Source organism: Acidovorax sp. GW821-FHT10A04, assembly GCF_059415825.1.
Map to the genome: position 1 here is coordinate 200,848 of NZ_JBWKNZ010000009.1, position 15,911 is coordinate 216,758.

Consider the following 15,911-nt stretch of genomic DNA (forward strand, 5'->3'; position numbering starts at 1 on the left):
TCAGAAACTCGAATAGGGCTGCACCGGGCGCGGGCGGTTCTCCAGCGGCACGAGCACCGGGTCGAAGTGGTAGCGGCCGTAGACCATGAGGTTGGTGGGTGCGTAGTAGGCCGAGCGGTCCAGCTCCAGCTGGGCGCCCAGGGAGAGGTTCCTGGTGACCTGGTACTCCAGTGCGCCCCGGAACGAACGGCCGAACCCCGAGCCCGAGCTGCCCGTGTACACCGGCACGCTGCCGCTTTCGGCCAGGCGCGCGCGCGCCAGCGATTGCAGCAGCGCGTTCTGCGGGAAGTAGTCGGTGTCGCCGCTGCTGCTGCGCGAGACCGAGATGGCACCCCGAGCCAGCCAGGTGAGCGCACCCTTGCGGCCACTCCACTCCAGGGGCAGCGCGACGGACGCATAGCTGCGCGGGCTGTAGTAGCCGCCATGGCCGAAGCTGTACTCCGACAGGTCCTTGCCGTAGTGCCAGGCCGAGAAGGTCACGCCCAGGTTGACTACGCTGGTGTCGCCCTTCCAGACGTCGCGGTCCACGGCCACGCGCAGCTGGGCACGGGTGTTGGTCTCCACGCTCTTGCCCGTGAGGGCCGCCAGGTTCAGGCTCACCGAGCTGCTGTAGGGGCCGAAGTCGGTCGACAGCCGCCCGGAGGCGCCTGTGGCCACCACACCGCCCCAGACCTGGCCGGTGATGGGATCGCGCGCGCCGGCATAGGAGAGCAGGCTGCCCGTGATCGGACGGCGGAACCCTTCGAGCTTGTAGCGGTAGCGGCCCAGCTCACCGGTCCTGGCGAGGCCCCCCACCAGGTTGGTCACGGGAAAACCCACGCCCGTGGTGCCGATGTCCCATTGGAAGTCATCGCCCACGAAACCGAAGCCCAGGTTGGTGCCCGTGCCGCGCTGGCGCCGGTAGGCCAGGGGCGAATTGGGCGGCAGCGCCGCGATCTGGCCGAAGTCCGTGAAGTCCGAACCGTCGGCCGGCAGCTCGCCGGCGTCGAGCTTGACCCGGTCCACGTGCAGGAAGTAGTGGCCGTCGTAGCCGCGCGGCATCCAGGCCACCACGGGCCGCTCCCAGCCGCGCAGGCTGGAGATGCCATCGGTGGAGTTCTTGCGCAGGCCCGTGTGGGCCGCCTCGATCCACACCTGGCGGCGGGCCTCGATGGCATCGATCTCGCCCTGGATCTTGGCCACCACGGCGGCGTCCACGGGCAGCGAGAGCGCGTAGCTCTGCTGCAGCTTCAGCGGTGCCTCGGCTTCGGTGGGCTCGCCCGGGGCCGTCTCTGCCGCCGGTGCGGCGGCGCCACGTGTCTCCAGCGTGAGCGCGCTGCGGAAGAACACCAGGGCCTGGGCATAGTTGCGGTTGGCGCGCTCCAGGCGCGCGGCGTGCAGCAGCACGTCGCTGTCCTGCGGAAAGTCCTGCAGCAGCCGTGCGGACAGCGCACGCGCCTCGTCCATGCGGCCGGCGCGCTGCCAGATGCGCAGCAGCGCCAGCTGCTGGGCGGCGTCGGTGGCCGGCAGGTGGTCCTGCAGCCACTGGGCGTGTCCGGTGGCGCCGCGTGCATCGCCCAGGCGTGACAGCGCATCCGCCAGGTTCATGCGGATCTCCACGCTGTCGGGCTGGGCCTTGGCCAGCGGGGCCAGCAGCTGGGCGGCATCGGCGTACTCGCCGGCGGCCATGAGCAGGCGCGCCTGCGTCTGCGTGCGCTGCGGGGCGGTGGCGGGCGTGTCGGGCAGTTGCAGGGGCTGGCGCGCCAGGCGCAGGGCTTCGCCGAGGCGGCCGGCCTGGCGCTGCTGTTCGATGAGCCGCTCGCGGTGCGCGGTGTACAGGGCGATGAGCCGCGCCTCCTGCTCGGCGCTCCAGCCGGGCGACTGCAGCAGGGCCGGCAGGCGGGCGGCCAGGCCCACGTCGTCCTGCGCGCGGTTGAGCAGCAGGGCGTGGTCGAGCTGCACGTCCATCGGCAGCGCAGCGCTGCGCGCGGCCAGTCGGTCGAACACGGCCACGCCGCGGGCCGGCTGCGCACGGCGGAACCAGGTGTTGGCCACGGAATACAGCAGCTCGGCATCGTTGCCCGCCGCCTGCTCGGCCTTGTCGAGCAGGGCCTGGGCCTCTGCGGGGCTGCGGCTGGCGCCGCCCTGGGCCACCAGCGACTTGACCGTGGAGCGCTGCGCCAGGGCCTGCATGGAATCGGTCTGCTCGGCCGCGGGGATCTGCGCCAGGTCGGCAAGGGCGCCCTGGTCGTTGTCCACCGCCGAGCGCACCAGGGCGCGTGCATAGTGCATGGCGCTGCGGTCGGCGCCCACCACCGTGGTCCGGGCGATGCCGTCGTCCATCACGCTCAGGGCCTCGCGCGGCAGGTTCAGGCGCAGGTACAGCCGTGCCAGGCGGTGGCGCAGCCAGGCGTCGTCGGGCGTGAGCAGCACGGCCGACTCCAGCGTGCGCATGGCGGCGCTCAGGCGCTGGGCCTGCAGGTGCTCGTCGGCCTGGGCGCCGAGGATGTCGGCCTGCGTGCCCAGCAGTTTTTCACCCAGCGCCGTGTCGCTGGCGGAGGCCTTCTCGAGCAGCACCAGGGCTTCGCCCGAGCGGCCCGTGCGCGCGTACAGCCCGGCCAGGCCCTTCAAGGCCGAGCTGCTGTTGGCCTCGGCCTTGATCGCGCTCTGGTAGAGAGCCTCGGCCTGGCTGCGCTCGCCCTGCAGGTCGCGGATGCTGGCCAGGGTGGTTAGCGCCTCGGCATTGTTCGGCTGCATGGCCAGGGCCCGGCCCGCCAAGTCAGCGGCCGTGGCCAGTTCGTTCTTTTCCAGCGCCACGTCGGCCTGGCGCAGGTAGCCCCAGAACCGGGCCGTGGCCTGCAGGTCCTTCCACTTGCCCTGGCGGGTGAGCGCGAAGGCCTGGCCGAACAGGTCCTGGGCCTCTCCATGCTGGCCCTGGCGCAGGCGGATCATGCCCAGGTTGCCCAGGCTCTCGCCATCGCCGGGGCGCAGCGCGAGCACGGTCTGCAGCTGCTCTTCGGCGCGCTCGGTGTTGCCCTGGTCAAGGGCCAGGCGCGCGGCATTGCGCGCGATGTTGGCCGGGTCGCGGGCGGCGCGCTCCGCGCGTTCCACGGCCTGCTGCATCGCGGCCAGGCGGTCCACCATGGCCTGGTCGGCGGGGTAGCGCTGCAGGAAGGCGCGCACGTGCGGCATGTTGCCGGCGGTATTGGGCAGCCGGTCCACGGCGCGGCGCCACAGGTCCTGCAGCTGCTGGGCATTCACGTCCGGCTGCTTGGCCAGGGCCTCGATCTCCTGCACCACGGCGCTGGGGTTCTCGCCACCGTACATGCGCATCTCGAGCTGCGCCAGGCGGTAGCGCGACTCGCCCGTCTCCTGGTAGAGCTTGCCCAGCTGGCGCGCGGACTCGCCGCCGCCCTTGGCGCCCGAGCCCAGGATCTGGTGGTATTCGAGGGCCAGGCCGCCGAGCTCGGGCGGGCCCTGCGGGAACAGCTCGCGCGCCAGGTCGGCGGCCTCGGCCTTGCGGCCGGCGCGCGCCATCAGGCGCATCTGCGAGAGCTTTTCGCGGTCGGGGCCGTACACGCGCACCAGGGTCTCGAGTTCCTGGGTCACCTTGTGCTGGGGGTGGCGGGTGCGCAGCGTCTCCAGGATGCGCTTGGCCTCGTCGGTCTTCTTCTCGCGCAGGGCCAGGTCACCGAGGGTGCCCAGGCCCTGGGGGGAGTAGGGGTCCATGGCCAGCAGCTTGTCCACCAGCTGGCGCGCCATGTCGGGGCGGTTCTTGGACGCCCACAGGCGGGCACCGCTGAGCAGCTCGGCTTCGATCGCGGGCGGTGCGCTGGCCAGCACGCCGTGGCTGGCGGGAAGGCAGGCGGCGGCCAGCAAGGTGAGCGAGGGCAGCCACTGGCGGGTCCGGCGGGGCATGGGGGTCACGGTTTCCACCGCGCGATGAGCTGGCCCGCCGCCGTGAAACGGTATTGCCCGTCGAACGCACCCTGGCCGAAGAGGGCCAGCACCTGCTCGTAGTAGGCCGTGGGCCGCAGCGGACGCGCCTCCAGGCGCATGCGCTGCGATTGCAGGGCCTTGTCGTCGCCCGCGGCGCGCAGGAAGGGCAGCATCGCGGCCGAAAAGCCCGAGGGCGCCGGGCCCGAGGCCTGCCCGGTCAGGATGTCGATGGATTCGGGCGGATAGCCCTGCTCGCGCACGTAGCGGGCCATGGGCGCCAGGGTGTCGAGCAGCGCCCTGCGGCCCGGCGCGTCGGCGTGCATCATGCCGGCCCAGAGGTAGACGCGGATGGCGTTGTAGGTGCCCTGGCCCTTTTCCTTGCCCTCGGTATCGAGGAGGAAACCCTGCTTGGCGTCGTACACCGTCCAGTCGGGCGTGAAGCCCTTGGGCGACGAACCGCGGATGACCTTGAGCGAGCTGTCCACCAGCGGCTTCCACTGCGGGTCCAGGTCGCCGGCGGCCAGCCAGTGCATCAGGTGCATGGGCATGTAGCTCGGGTTCAGGCGCCAGCGGCCATTGGCCTGCACGAAGCCCTTGGGCGCGGGCAGCAGCGTGGGGCCCAGGCCCGGGATGTCGGCGGTCTCTTCGCGCAGCACGCGCGCTGCCAGCAGGGACGACAGGGCGCGGTAGCTGCGCTCGTTCCACAGGCGGCCGGCTTCGCCCAGCGCGTAGGCAATCCACAGGTCAGCGTCGGAGGCGGCGTTGGCGTCGATCACGCCCCAGGTGCCATCGGGGCGCTTGCCCCAGAGCCAGGCGGGCAGGCGCGCCGTCATGTCGCCGGCACACAGGTTGTTCTCGGTCCAGCGCAGCAGCTTGTCGAACATCGGGCGGTCGTTGGCCACCAGCGCGAAGAACAGCGCATAGCCCTGGCCCTCGGAATAGGTCTGGCCGCCCCCATCGTCATCGGAGACCACACGGCCGCCTTCGTTGATGAACTGGGCCTTGAACGCGTCCCAGGCGGGCCAGGTGGCGCGGCCGGCGGCCTGCTGGGCCCTTGCGGCCGGCAGGCAGGACAGCAGGGCTGCACCGGCCGTGGCCTGCAGCGCAGTGCGGCGTCGAAGGGAATCAGTCATTGCGTGCCGCCAGTCGGCGCCGGGCCATGCTGCGCAGCGCGGCATAGACGATGAAGGTCAGCAGCAGGCCGGTGCCGATGCCCACCAGGGCCAGCAGCAGCGGGTGGCTGTGCATGTGGAACCACAGGCGCTGCCACCAGGGCAGGTCACCCACGTAGTACACGGGCTTGATGCGGAAGCTCTCGATGGCATCGCCGCGCATCAGGCCCAGGTCGCCGCGCAGGCTCTTGATCTTGCCCGCATCGTTGAGGCCCAGGCTCAAGAGGGCCATGGCGTCCTTGTCGGTGGCCGTGAGGGCCACCACGCTGCGCCCGGCCGAGAGCGGGGATTCGAAGCCCGTGACGGCGGCCAGCGGGCCATTGCCCTGCAGGATGGCCTGGCCACCCGAGGCCGACAGGCGCTGGTTGGATTCGAGGTTGAACAGGTCGATGAAGGAGCCCATGGCGCGCTCCAGCGGCTGTACCGAGCGTGCCCCGGCAGCCAGCAGGGCCGGCAGGTGGCTCTGCCATTTCTGCAGCAGACCGTCGCTGTCGGCCTGGGAGATCACGAGGATGTCGGTGTCGGCGGCCTTGTCGGCTTCGGACGCCCGCAGCAGCTTGAAGCGCGTGCCGGGGTAGCCGGTGGAGGCGCTCATGCGGCCCACGGCCGTGAGGAAGACCTCCACGTCCGAGGTGGTCGGCTGGTTGGGCAGGATGATCGAGGTCTGCGCCAGATCGGGCACCCGCGTGAAGGGGAAGCCGCTGTTGGCATAGGCCGCCAGGTTGGGCATGGCCAGGTAGTGGCGGAAGGCCGTGAGGTCGATGGTCGACTGTGGGTCGATGGCCGCGTACAGCTCCGTGGGCGGCGCCGAGCGGCAGCGGCCCAGGTCGTTGGGCGGGATCTGGAAGGCGAACTGCAGCTGGTTGTCGCCGCCGATCATGAAGGCCGGGATCTTCAGGTCCGAGCGCGTTTGCGCATTGCCGTCGTCGAACAGCGGCAGCATCACCGTGCTCTTGCCACTGGTGCGGTCTTCGCGCGACTGCAGCGGGTAGGACTGGATGAACTGGTTGTTGATCGAGATATTCAGCGCGCCGTGGTCCGACACGCTGTTGGGCGTGTAGCGGTAGGTCAGGTCCAGCGGCACGCCCTTGGCGTTCCAGGTGAACAGGTCGGGCGCCATGCGCGTGTAGACGTTCACCGTGTCGTTGAGCACCGAGCCGCGCAGCTGCAGGTCGGCCGCGCTCTGCACCAGTTCGGCCAGGCGCACCGGGCGCTTGGTGGTGATCCAGCGCGGGGCATCGTAGGGCTTGGCCAGTTCGGGGTAGTCGAGCGACTTGACGGCGATGGTCTGGCCCGACAGCACGGCCTTGCCCAGGGCCAGCGCATCGGCGGCCATCTGCACCTGCGCATCGTCCTTGCCCAGCACCAGCAGCAGCTTGGCGCCCGGAACGTCGGGGTGGGGTACGACCGAGAGCGTAGGCTCGGTGACCGGTGCCATCGCCTGCAGGAAGGCGGGGCGGTTGTCGTTGGTGGCCAGCACCACGGCGTGCTGGCGCGGCAGCTGGTTCTCGAACGCCGGGAACTGGTTGCCGCGGTAGCCGGCGAGCATGCCGATCCAGCTGGCGATCGAGCCCGAGGCCTTGAGCGTGCCCGTGCTGGGCTTGCTGCCGTACACGAAGGGCAGGTTCACCGGCCGGTTGTCGCGCGGGTCGAAGAACGGTGCGGGCAGCAGCGCCAGGTCATCGCGCAGCGGGATCTGGCGCAGCGACAGGTCCAGCTGGCTCTCGTTGCTGATGGTGGCCCACAGGCTCGAATGGTTGGGCGCCTCGCACTCCATCGTGTAGTGGCCGATGAACTGGAAACGAAAGCGGTTGTAGTCGGTGAAGTAGCGCGGGTCGATGTTGAGCTCGACCGTCTGCGGCGTGCCCAGGCGTTCCTTGTCGAGCACGATGGTCTGCAGCGTCTCGTCGTTGAGGATGAGCTTGAGGTGCGACAGGTTCGGGATCAGCGCCGGCGACAGCGTGAAGGTCAGGCGCAGCCGCGCGGCCTCCACCACTTCGTCACGCCGCACACCCACGCCGACGCTGGCTTCGCTCTCCACGCCGCGCAGGGCGATGGGGCGCGCCAGGCCCAGGTCCTTGAGGCTGGTCTTCCACTGGCGCAGGGGCAGGGCGGGCGCTGCGGCTGCAGGGGCGGCGGTGGCGGTGGCCGGCGCAGCGCTGTCGGGCGCGGCAGCCGACGCCGCTGCGGCGCGGGCCGCGCGTGCCTTGGCCCGCTCCTTGGCGGTCGATTCCTTGGCAGGCGCCGTCTGGGCGTTGGCCGTGGGAAGGGGCGCAGAGACCAGGCCCAGGGCCATCAGCGCAGCCAGCAGGGGAACTGTTCGGGTGGTGTGTCGAGAATTCACAATGCTTGAAGGGTTCTGGCGTGATGGTGATGAAGACGCCCGCGACGTGCCTGCCGACGATGTCATTTGTATGACAAAGTGTATCGATACATTTTGGCTATGGAATACCGAAAGACACTAGTTTGCAATTAAACGCGGCGGCATTAAGGGCCTTGCGCAGGGATACGCTGGAAGATGCCTTCTGGATGCAATTTCCGCGGAAAATCCTGTCGCGCGGAATTCACGCTGGCTTTTGTCGGGAACCAAAGGGGGCTCGGGACGGCGGCGCGGTCACGCGCAAGGCGTGCAGATTGCACGCGTGCACCAGGGTGTGCGGGTGGACGGCCGGTGGCAGGCAAATGGGGGAGGGCGCAGGCCCCGGGTGTGCGTGGGGCGCTGGCGTCATCCACTGCACAGGAGCGCAGCGCCAACAAAAAAGCCGATACCACTTCAGTAGTATCGGCTTCATGTGCCTTGCGGCTTAGATTTGGTGGGTCCTGAGTGACTCGAACACTCGACCTACGGATTAAGAGTCCGCTGCTCTACCAACTGAGCTAAGAACCCAAATCTTTTAATGATCTGTCTGCGTTGCTGCAGAGCCTCGAATTATGCACCAGTTTTTTCGGTGTTGGCAAGTCGCGGCAAAAAAAGTTTCATTGCATCGCGTTGCGGCTGGCCAGTTCCACGAACAGGCCGCTGTGGTCCAGCTCGCCCAGGCCATGCTCCACGCCCTCGGCATACAAGGCCTCGAAGAGTGCCGTGATAGGCGCGTCGAAGCCGATCTCGCCGGCCGTGGCCAGGGCGTTGCGCATGTCCTTGAGCTGCACCGTCATGCGGCCCTGGGGGGCGAAGTTGCGCTCCACCATGCGCTGGCCATGCAGTTGCAGGATGCGGCTGTCGGCAAAGCCGCCACTGATGGCCTCGCGCACCTTGGCCATGTCGGCCCCGCCCTTGGCGGCGAAGAGCAGCGCCTCGGCCACGGCGCCGATGGTGATGCCCACGATCATCTGGTTGGCCAGCTTGGCGAGCTGGCCCGCGCCGTGCGGCCCCACATGGGTGGCCCGGCCAAACGCCGCAAAAATGGGCTGGGCGCGCGCATAGTCCTCTGGCCGGCCCCCGGCCATGATGGCCAGGGTACCGTTCTCGGCGCCCACGGTGCCGCCGGAGACCGGGGCGTCGAGGTGGGCGATGCCCATCTCGCCCAGGCGCGCCGCATGGTCGCGTGCCTCGCGTGGCTGGATGGAGGCCATGTCGATGAACAGCGCATCCCGGCGCAGGGCCTGCGCTGCTCCGCGCTCGAACAGCACCTGGCCCACCACGGGGCCGTTGGCGAGCAGGCTGATCACCACGTCCGCGCCGGCCACGGCATCGCGCACGTCGGAGTGGACGGTGATGCCCGAGGCGGCAAGCGGTTCGGCCGCCTCGCGCGTGCGGTTCCAGGCGTGGACCTCGTGGCCGGCAGCGCGCAGCCGGCGTGCCATGGGCGCTCCCATCATGCCGATGCCCAGGACGGTGGTGCGCAGGGGAGGGGTGTTGTGCATGGTCTCTGTCTCCTGGTGCGGTTGTCTCTGCCGCCATCATCGGCGGTTTTCGCGCTGCCAGCCTGTCATCGGGCTTGCAGTCGGCGCCACTTGCCGGGATGATGTGGCGCCAGAGGACGAGGAGAACCTACCCATGGCCCTGGACACCAAAACCCCGCACGACCCCGCCTGGCTGGAGCTGATGTACAACAACCGGGCGCTGGTGCCCGAGCACGTGAACTACTTCGCCCGCTGGGCCCAGGAGTCGGCCCAGGTGCGTGCCGACCACCCCTGCGTGCCCGACCTGGCCTATGGCAAGGGCACGCGCGAGACCCTGGATGTCTTCCCGACCACCCAGCTGCCGCCCGGGTCCGGCAAGGGGGCCCCGGTGCTGGTCTTCATCCATGGCGGCTACTGGCGCGCGCTCGACAAGTCGGACCACTCCTTCATTGCGCCGGCCTTCAACCGCGAAGGCGTCTGCGTGGTGGTGGTCAACTACGCGCTGTGCCCCGGTACACCGGAGGCACCGGTCGGCATTCCCCAGATCATGCGGCAGATGGAAAAGGCCATCGCCTGGATCTGGCAGAACATTGGGCGCTATGGCGGCGATCCACAGCGCATCACGGTGGCGGGGCATTCGGCGGGTGGGCAACTGGCGGCCATGCTGCTCACCAGCGTCTGGCCCCTGATCGGCAACCTGCCCGATGGCGCGGTGCGCAGCGCGCTGTCGGTCTCGGGCCTGCACGACCTCGATCCGCTGATGCACACCCCGTTCCTGCAGGAGACGCTCAAGCTCACGGAGCAGCAGGTGCTGCAGTACAGCCCGGCACGCCTGCAGGCGCCCGGCCAGGGCATGCTGTACTGTGCCGTGGGCGGCGATGAAAGCCCGGAGTTCATCCGCCAGGCGCGGCTGGTGCAGGACGCCTGGGGCTCGCACGCCGTGCCGCGCTGCCAGGTGCAGGAAGGCCTGAACCACTTCAGCATCGTCGATGCGTTGGCCAGGCCCGGGCACGATGTGCACCACATGGCCTTGATTCTCCTGCGGGCCTGAAGCTGTCCCAGGCCCTGCGAAGACCGGGCGCGATTACATCAGCAGGTGTTCGCCCGCGTTGTCGCCGCCCAGGATCACGTAGTTCACCTTGCGGATGTCCATGAGCTTCTTGCCGCCGGCGTAGCTGATGGAGCTTTGCACGTCCTGCTCCATCTCGACCAGGGTGCCCGCCAGCTTGCCCTTGATGGGCTCGAGGATGCGCTTGCCCTCGACGTGCTTGTACTCGCCCTTGTTGAAGTCGCTGGCCGAACCGTAGTACTCCTTGAACAGCGCACCATCGACCTCCACGGTGTTGCCGGGCGATTCCTCATGGCCGGCGAAGAGCGAGCCGATCATCACCATGCTGGCGCCGAAGCGGATGCTCTTGGCGATGTCTCCATGGCTGCGGATGCCGCCGTCGGCAATGATGGGCTTGGTGGCCACGCGCGCGCACCACTTGAGCGCCGACAGCTGCCAGCCACCGGTGCCGAAGCCCGTCTTGAGCTTGGTGATGCAGACCTTGCCCGGGCCCACGCCCACCTTGGTGGCGTCGGCACCCCAGTTTTCGAGGTCGATCACCGCTTCGGGCGTGGCCACGTTGCCGGCGATCACGAAGGCCGCGGGCAGCTTGGACTTGAGGTAGCCGATCATGTTCTTCACGCTGTCGGCATGGCCGTGCGCGATGTCGATGGTCACGTACTCGGGCGTGATGCCTGCGGCGGCCAGCTGGTCCACCGTGTCGTAGTCGGGTTGCTTCACGCCCAGCGAGATCGAGGCGTAGCAGCCCTTGGCGTGCATGTCGCGCACGAACTGCACGTTGTCGAGGTCGAAGCGGTGCATGACGTAGAAATAGCCGTTCTGCGCCATCCAGGTGCAGATGCTCTCGTCCACCACCGTCTTCATGTTGGCCGGTACGACCGGCAGGCGGAAGGTGCGCCCGCCCAGCTCCACGCCGGCATCGCATTCCGAGCGGCTTTCCACCCGGCACTTGCGCGGCAGCAAGAGGACATTGTCGTAGTCGAAGATTTCCATGAGATTTCCAAGCTCCATAAAAGGACGCCGCAAAACAATTTCCACGGCGGTGGGCGCTTGGCTTGGAGACCGGTTCCGTGGCTGCGGCCGTGCTGGCCGCCGCGAACCCTGCTGTGCGCAGGCACAAAAAAACCGGGCTGCAAGAAACTTGGGCCCGGTGATTGATTCTACCCGCGCCAGCGGGCGCCGGTATATCCCTACTGTTATCCCTTCAATAGGGCAAAGCTTCTAAGGCACGCAGCGCGACTGCGCCGCGTCGATGATGCGACCGTCCTTGTCCTGCACCCAGCCGACCAGGCGCAGGCGGTCGGTCTTGGCGCCTTCGGGGATGTAGATGGGCCGCGAGTCGCGCCAGCCCGAGCGTTCGCCCCTGGACAGGGTGTGCGGGTTGTCCAGGGAGCGCTGGTAGACGTTGCGCACCAGGTTGCGGGCCACGGGGGATCCCTCGGTGCCGGCAGGGATGGATTCCACCAGCAGCAGGTAGAAACCGCCCGCATCGGGCCCTGCCGCAGGGCTTGCTCCCCGCGTCGGCACCGGGGAGAAGGCGATGGAGGCGCCCAGGTAGTCGTTGAACGCCGGCCCGTGCGACACGCGCAGCCGGCTGCCCTGCACGCCCTGCACGGGCGCGGTGTTCACGTCCGTGGCCGTGGGGGCCGTGCGGCCCAGGGCCGCCAGCCGCGCCAGCGCATCGCGCGTGGCGGCCGCCGACAGCGGGGCGTTGTCGCCTTGCGTGCCGGGCACGATCCAGTCGAGCACCAGGGTGCCAGGGGCCGAGGGGGCCGGCGTGGCCTTGTCGGCCCAGCAGCTTTCGCAGTCGGCGCTCACGAAACGTTCGAACAGCGCCGCGGGGCGGGCTACGCCGTCGCTGCTGCAGCTCGACTGGGCTGCGAGGTGGGGGGCATGCAGGGCCAGCAGCATGGCTGCGGCAAGGGCAATGTTTTTCATGGCAGGCGGTGGCGCTTTCTACAATGCCCCCATGTTCCCACAAGACCTGTTTCCGGGTGCGCCCGAGCCCCTGGAGCCCTCCACGCCCGCCGCCCCCTCCGCTGCGCCGCCCCTGCTGGCCAATCTCAACCCCGAGCAACTCGCCGCCGTCACCCTGCCGGCGGGCCATGCGCTCATCCTGGCGGGTGCCGGCTCGGGCAAGACCCGGGTGCTCACCACCCGCATCGCCTGGCTGCTGCAGAACGGCTACACCACGCCCGGCGGCATCCTGGCCGTGACCTTCACCAACAAGGCCGCCAAGGAAATGGTGGCGCGGCTGTCGGCCATGTTGCCCGTGAACGTGCGCGGCATGTGGATCGGCACCTTCCACGGCCTGTGCAACCGGCTGCTGCGCGCGCACCACAAGGCCGCCGGCCTGCCGCAGTCGTTCCAGATCCTGGACACGCAGGACCAGCTCTCGGCCGTCAAGCGCCTGTGCAAGCAGCACAACGTGGACGACGAGCGCTTCCCGCCCAAGCAGCTCGCCTACTTCATCTCGGGCTGCAAGGAAGAGGGCATGCGCCCCGGCGACGTGCAGGCCCACGACAGCGACACGCGCAAGAAGGTCGAGGTCTACCAACTCTACGAAGAGCAGTGCCAGCGCGAGGGCGTGGTCGACTTCGGCGAGCTGATGCTGCGCAGCTACGAGCTGCTGCGCGACAACGACCCCATCCGCGAGCACTACCAGCGCCGCTTCGCGCACATCCTGGTGGACGAGTTCCAGGACACCAACAAGCTGCAGTACGCCTGGCTCAAGCAACTGGCGGGCAATGACGCCGGCGGGCGCTTCGAGGCGCGCGGCAGCGTGATCGCGGTGGGCGACGATGACCAGAGCATCTACGCCTTTCGCGGTGCGCGCGTGGGCAACATGGCCGATTTCGTGCGCGAGTTCGACGTGCAGCAGCAGATCAAGCTGGAGCAGAACTACCGCAGCTACAGCAATATCCTCGACTCGGCCAACGCCCTGATCAGCCACAACAGCCGGCGCCTGGGCAAGAACCTGCGCACCACGCAGGGCCCGGGCGAGCCGGTGCGCGTGTACGAGTCCACCACCGACCTGGCCGAAGCGCAGTGGATGGTGGACGAGATCAAGCAACTGGTGAAGAGCGATGGCTTCGAGCGCAAGGAGATCGCCGTGCTCTACCGCAGCAATGCGCAAAGCCGGGTGATCGAATCGGCCCTGTTCAACGCCAGCGTGCCCTACCGCGTGTATGGCGGCCTGCGCTTCTTCGAGCGCGCGGAAATCAAGCATGCGCTGGCCTACCTGCGCCTGCTGGAGAACCCGCACGACGACACCAGCTTTTTGCGCGTGGTCAACTTCCCGCCGCGCGGCATCGGCGCGCGCAGCATCGAGGTGCTGCAGGACGCTGCGCGCGCGGCCGGCTGCTCGCTGCACGACGGCGTGAGCGCCGTGCCCGGCAAGGCGGGGGCCAACCTCTCGGCCTTCGTCGCCATGGTCGACGTGCTGCGCGAGCAGACCGAGGGCATGAACCTGCGCAAGATCATCGAGACCATGCTGCAATCCTCGGGCCTGGTGGAGCATTTCCGCGCCGAGAAGGAAGGCGCCGACCGCATCGAGAACCTGGAGGAACTGGTCAACGCGGCCGAGAGCTTCGTCACCCAGGAAGGCTTTGGCCGCGATGCCGTGGCCCTGCCGGTGGACGAACTGCGCAACGACCGCCTCACGCAAAGCCCCGCCAGCCAGGGCCTCGACCCGAATGCGCCGGTGACCGACGAAGCCCTGCCCACCGTGGCCGGCATCGTCGACGCCGACACGGGCGAGACGCTGTCGCCCCTGGCCGCCTTTTTGACCCATGCGGCGCTCGAGGCCGGCGACAACCAGGCCCAGGCCGGGCAGGACGCCGTTCAGCTGATGACCGTGCACGCGAGCAAGGGCCTGGAGTTCGACGGTGTCTTCATCGGCGGCATGGAAGAGGGCCTGTTCCCGCACGAGAACTCGGCCAACGAGCGCGAGGGCCTGGAAGAAGAGCGCCGCCTGATGTACGTGGCCATCACCCGCGCGCGCAAGCGCCTGTACCTGAGCCATTCGCAGACGCGCATGCTGCACGGCCAAACGCGCTACAACATCAAGAGCCGCTTCTTCGACGAGCTGCCCGAGTCCGCGCTCAAGTGGATCACGCCCAAGCAGCAGGGCTTCGGCAGCTTTGCGCCGAATGCCGGGGGCGGCAACCCCTTCGCCCAGCGGGACCGGGGCGGCTTCGGTGCCGTGCGCAGCGAGCATTTCGCCAGCCCCCCGGTGCCTGTACAGAAGGCGCAGCCATCGCACGGCCTGCGTGCGGGCATCGCGGTGTTCCACACCAAGTTCGGCGAAGGCAAGGTGCTGGCACTCGAAGGCACGGGTGACGATGCGCGCGCGCAGGTGAATTTTCCGCGCCATGGCACCAAGTGGCTGGCGCTGTCGGTGGCCAAGCTGACCATCGTCGATTGAAGGAGCGGCGCCGCCGCCACGGGCCTTGCTGGCCGGCGGTTGGCGCCTTTTTCTGACAGACAGCGCGTGTTGGCGCCTGAAGAATGGGAGTCCCAGCGGCCTGCACCCGCGCCGTCCGGCGCAGGCCCTCTGATCTGACGGCCAGGAGGACCTGCCCATGCTCCGCCATCCATCCCCCATGTCCTGCGCGGTCTTGGCCGGCACCTGTGTGCTGGCGCTGGCCCTGGCCGGCTGCGACAAGGTGCCCAAGCCCAAGGCCCAGGAGGCGCCGGCCCCTGCCGCTGCACCGGCCCCCGCGCCTGCGCAGTAGCAGCGCTTCGCCGCGGTCGCCGGTGTTCGCTCAGTCCACCTTGATGTTGCGCGCCTTGACCACGCGGCTGTAGATCTCCGCATCGCGGCGCACCATGGCGGCCATTTCGGTGCGTGTCACGCCCAGGGGCTCGCTGTGCAGCTCCTTGATGCGGCGCGACAGGTCGGGGTCCTTGCTCGCCTCCACCATCAGCGCGTTGAAGCGGGTCAGGATGGGCTGGGGCGTGGCCGCCGGCGCCCAGATGCCGTGCCAGGACATCATCGAGAAGCCGGGCATCACCTCCGACAGCGTGGGCACGTCCGGCAGGGCAGGGTGGCGCGTGGGGCCCGAATAGGCGAGCGCCTGCACCTTGCCGCTGCTGATGAGCTGGTAGCCGGTGGCGATGGGCTCCATCAGCGTGTCCACCTGGCCGCCCACCAGGTCGGCGATGGGGCTGGCGCGGTAGGGCACGTGCAGCATGTCGATGCCGACCTCGTCCTTGAGCGACTCCACGATCAGCTGCGAAGGGCTGCCCGCACCATAGGAGGCGTGCGAGTAGGTGCCCGGCTTGGCCTTGGCCGCCGCCACCAGGTCCTTGACGGTCTTGGCCGGGAACTTGTTGGTGGCGATCAGCACCAGGCCCTGGCGCATGGTGGTGGCCACGGGCACCAGGTCCTTGTCGGGGTCGAAGGGCAGCTTGCTGTAGATGTAGGGGTTGATGGTGAAGGCCGTGGACAGGTTGTACACGAAGGTGTAGCCATCCGCCGGCGACTTGGCCACCGTGTCCGACGCCAGGTTGCCCGCCGTGCCGGGGCGGTTGTCGATCACCACGGGCACGCCGAGCCTCTTGCCCATGTAGTCGCCGTACATGCGGGCAAAGATGTCCGGCGGCGTGCCGGGCGCGAAGCCCACCAGGATCTTGATGGGTTTGTTCGGCCACTCGGCCCCCTGGGCCAGGGCGGTGCCGGCGCTGGTGGCCAGCAGCATGCCGCTGGCCAGGCCCAGCAGGGTCTTGATCATCATCGTTCTGCGCATTGCTTGTCTCCTGTTGCGGGTCAGTCGTGCCCGCTTGTGTGGTCTGCTTGCTTGGAATACCTGCGGTGCTTTGCCGCCATGGCGTGCACCGCACCGTGTGGATAGCTCCGTCCCTCGGTCAATCGATGGCGTCACTCCTTTCGGACCGGGCATGGCTGC

The 15,911-nt window shown here is 68.9% G+C and carries 10 protein-coding genes and 1 tRNA gene; 3 read left to right on the forward strand and 8 right to left on the reverse strand.

Going from position 1 to position 15,911, the window contains the following annotated elements:
• The 5 genes from AC07PF_RS19925 to AC07PF_RS19945 form a co-directional block, all read right to left on the reverse strand.
• Nucleotides 1-3,897, reverse strand: a complete 3,897-nt coding sequence (locus AC07PF_RS19925) for a cellulose synthase subunit BcsC-related outer membrane protein (RefSeq protein WP_494612970.1) — start codon at nucleotides 3,895-3,897, stop codon at nucleotides 1-3.
• Nucleotides 3,898-3,902: 5 nt separating this feature from the next.
• The gene (gene bcsZ / locus AC07PF_RS19930) at nucleotides 3,903-5,051 is read right to left on the reverse strand and encodes a cellulose synthase complex periplasmic endoglucanase BcsZ (RefSeq protein ID WP_007850252.1); all 1,149 of its coding nucleotides are present in this window, start codon (nucleotides 5,049-5,051) and stop codon (nucleotides 3,903-3,905) included.
• Entirely contained in the window at nucleotides 5,044-7,434 is a 2,391-nt protein-coding gene (gene bcsB / locus AC07PF_RS19935) for a cellulose biosynthesis cyclic di-GMP-binding regulatory protein BcsB (RefSeq protein ID WP_494612971.1), read from the reverse strand. The genes bcsZ and bcsB overlap by 8 nt, the downstream gene beginning before the upstream one ends.
• Nucleotides 7,435-7,901: 467 nt before the next feature.
• Nucleotides 7,902-7,977 (reverse strand) — tRNA-Lys (locus AC07PF_RS19940).
• Between the two features lie 89 nt (nucleotides 7,978-8,066).
• The gene (locus tag AC07PF_RS19945) at nucleotides 8,067-8,954 is read right to left on the reverse strand and encodes an NAD(P)-dependent oxidoreductase (protein ID WP_007850247.1); all 888 of its coding nucleotides are present in this window, start codon (nucleotides 8,952-8,954) and stop codon (nucleotides 8,067-8,069) included.
• Between the two features lie 133 nt (nucleotides 8,955-9,087).
• Here AC07PF_RS19945 and AC07PF_RS19950 point away from each other — a divergent pair, with 133 nt between their 5' ends.
• A complete protein-coding gene (locus AC07PF_RS19950; protein WP_007850244.1) occupies nucleotides 9,088-9,984 on the forward strand; it encodes an alpha/beta hydrolase in 897 nt (298 codons plus the stop codon).
• A 33-nt stretch (nucleotides 9,985-10,017) separates the two neighbouring features.
• Here the strand turns inward: AC07PF_RS19950 and AC07PF_RS19955 are convergent, their stop codons facing one another.
• Complete coding sequence (locus tag AC07PF_RS19955) at nucleotides 10,018-10,995, reverse strand: GMP reductase (RefSeq protein ID WP_007850242.1); 978 nt, start codon at nucleotides 10,993-10,995, stop codon at nucleotides 10,018-10,020.
• A 228-nt stretch (nucleotides 10,996-11,223) separates the two neighbouring features.
• Entirely contained in the window at nucleotides 11,224-11,940 is a 717-nt protein-coding gene (locus tag AC07PF_RS19960; RefSeq protein WP_145696791.1) for a hypothetical protein, read from the reverse strand.
• Between the two features lie 31 nt (nucleotides 11,941-11,971).
• On the opposite strand from AC07PF_RS19960, the gene AC07PF_RS19965 reads away from it, so the two are divergent.
• Together AC07PF_RS19965 and AC07PF_RS19970 are read left to right on the forward strand one after the other, a co-directional pair.
• Nucleotides 11,972-14,428 carry a UvrD-helicase domain-containing protein gene (locus AC07PF_RS19965; RefSeq protein WP_494612972.1) on the forward strand — a complete coding sequence of 819 codons (2,457 nt, stop codon included), beginning with the start codon at nucleotides 11,972-11,974 and terminating at the stop codon, nucleotides 14,426-14,428.
• Nucleotides 14,429-14,585: 157 nt separating this feature from the next.
• Entirely contained in the window at nucleotides 14,586-14,738 is a 153-nt protein-coding gene (locus AC07PF_RS19970) for a hypothetical protein (RefSeq protein WP_494612973.1), read from the forward strand.
• 30 nt (nucleotides 14,739-14,768) lie between these two features.
• On the opposite strand, the gene AC07PF_RS19975 is transcribed toward AC07PF_RS19970, so the two are convergent.
• The gene (locus AC07PF_RS19975; protein WP_145696796.1) at nucleotides 14,769-15,752 is read right to left on the reverse strand and encodes a tripartite tricarboxylate transporter substrate-binding protein; all 984 of its coding nucleotides are present in this window, start codon (nucleotides 15,750-15,752) and stop codon (nucleotides 14,769-14,771) included.
• Nucleotides 15,753-15,911 lie beyond the last annotated feature (159 nt).

What these genes read in the sequence shown, in the direction of transcription:
- AC07PF_RS19925 (WP_494612970.1), bottom strand. Translation starts at nt 3,897, where the DNA reads ATGCCCCGCCGGACCCGCCAGTGGCTGCCCTCGCTCACCTTGCTGGCC.
- bcsZ (WP_007850252.1), bottom strand. Translation starts at nt 5,051, where the DNA reads ATGACTGATTCCCTTCGACGCCGCACTGCGCTGCAGGCCACGGCCGGT.
- AC07PF_RS19945 (WP_007850247.1), bottom strand. Translation starts at nt 8,954, where the DNA reads ATGCACAACACCCCTCCCCTGCGCACCACCGTCCTGGGCATCGGCATG.
- AC07PF_RS19950 (WP_007850244.1), top strand. Translation starts at nt 9,088, where the DNA reads ATGGCCCTGGACACCAAAACCCCGCACGACCCCGCCTGGCTGGAGCTG.
- AC07PF_RS19955 (WP_007850242.1), bottom strand. Translation starts at nt 10,995, where the DNA reads ATGGAAATCTTCGACTACGACAATGTCCTCTTGCTGCCGCGCAAGTGC.
- AC07PF_RS19960 (WP_145696791.1), bottom strand. Translation starts at nt 11,940, where the DNA reads ATGAAAAACATTGCCCTTGCCGCAGCCATGCTGCTGGCCCTGCATGCC.
- AC07PF_RS19965 (WP_494612972.1), top strand. Translation starts at nt 11,972, where the DNA reads ATGTTCCCACAAGACCTGTTTCCGGGTGCGCCCGAGCCCCTGGAGCCC.
- AC07PF_RS19970 (WP_494612973.1), top strand. Translation starts at nt 14,586, where the DNA reads ATGCTCCGCCATCCATCCCCCATGTCCTGCGCGGTCTTGGCCGGCACC.
- AC07PF_RS19975 (WP_145696796.1), bottom strand. Translation starts at nt 15,752, where the DNA reads ATGCGCAGAACGATGATGATCAAGACCCTGCTGGGCCTGGCCAGCGGC.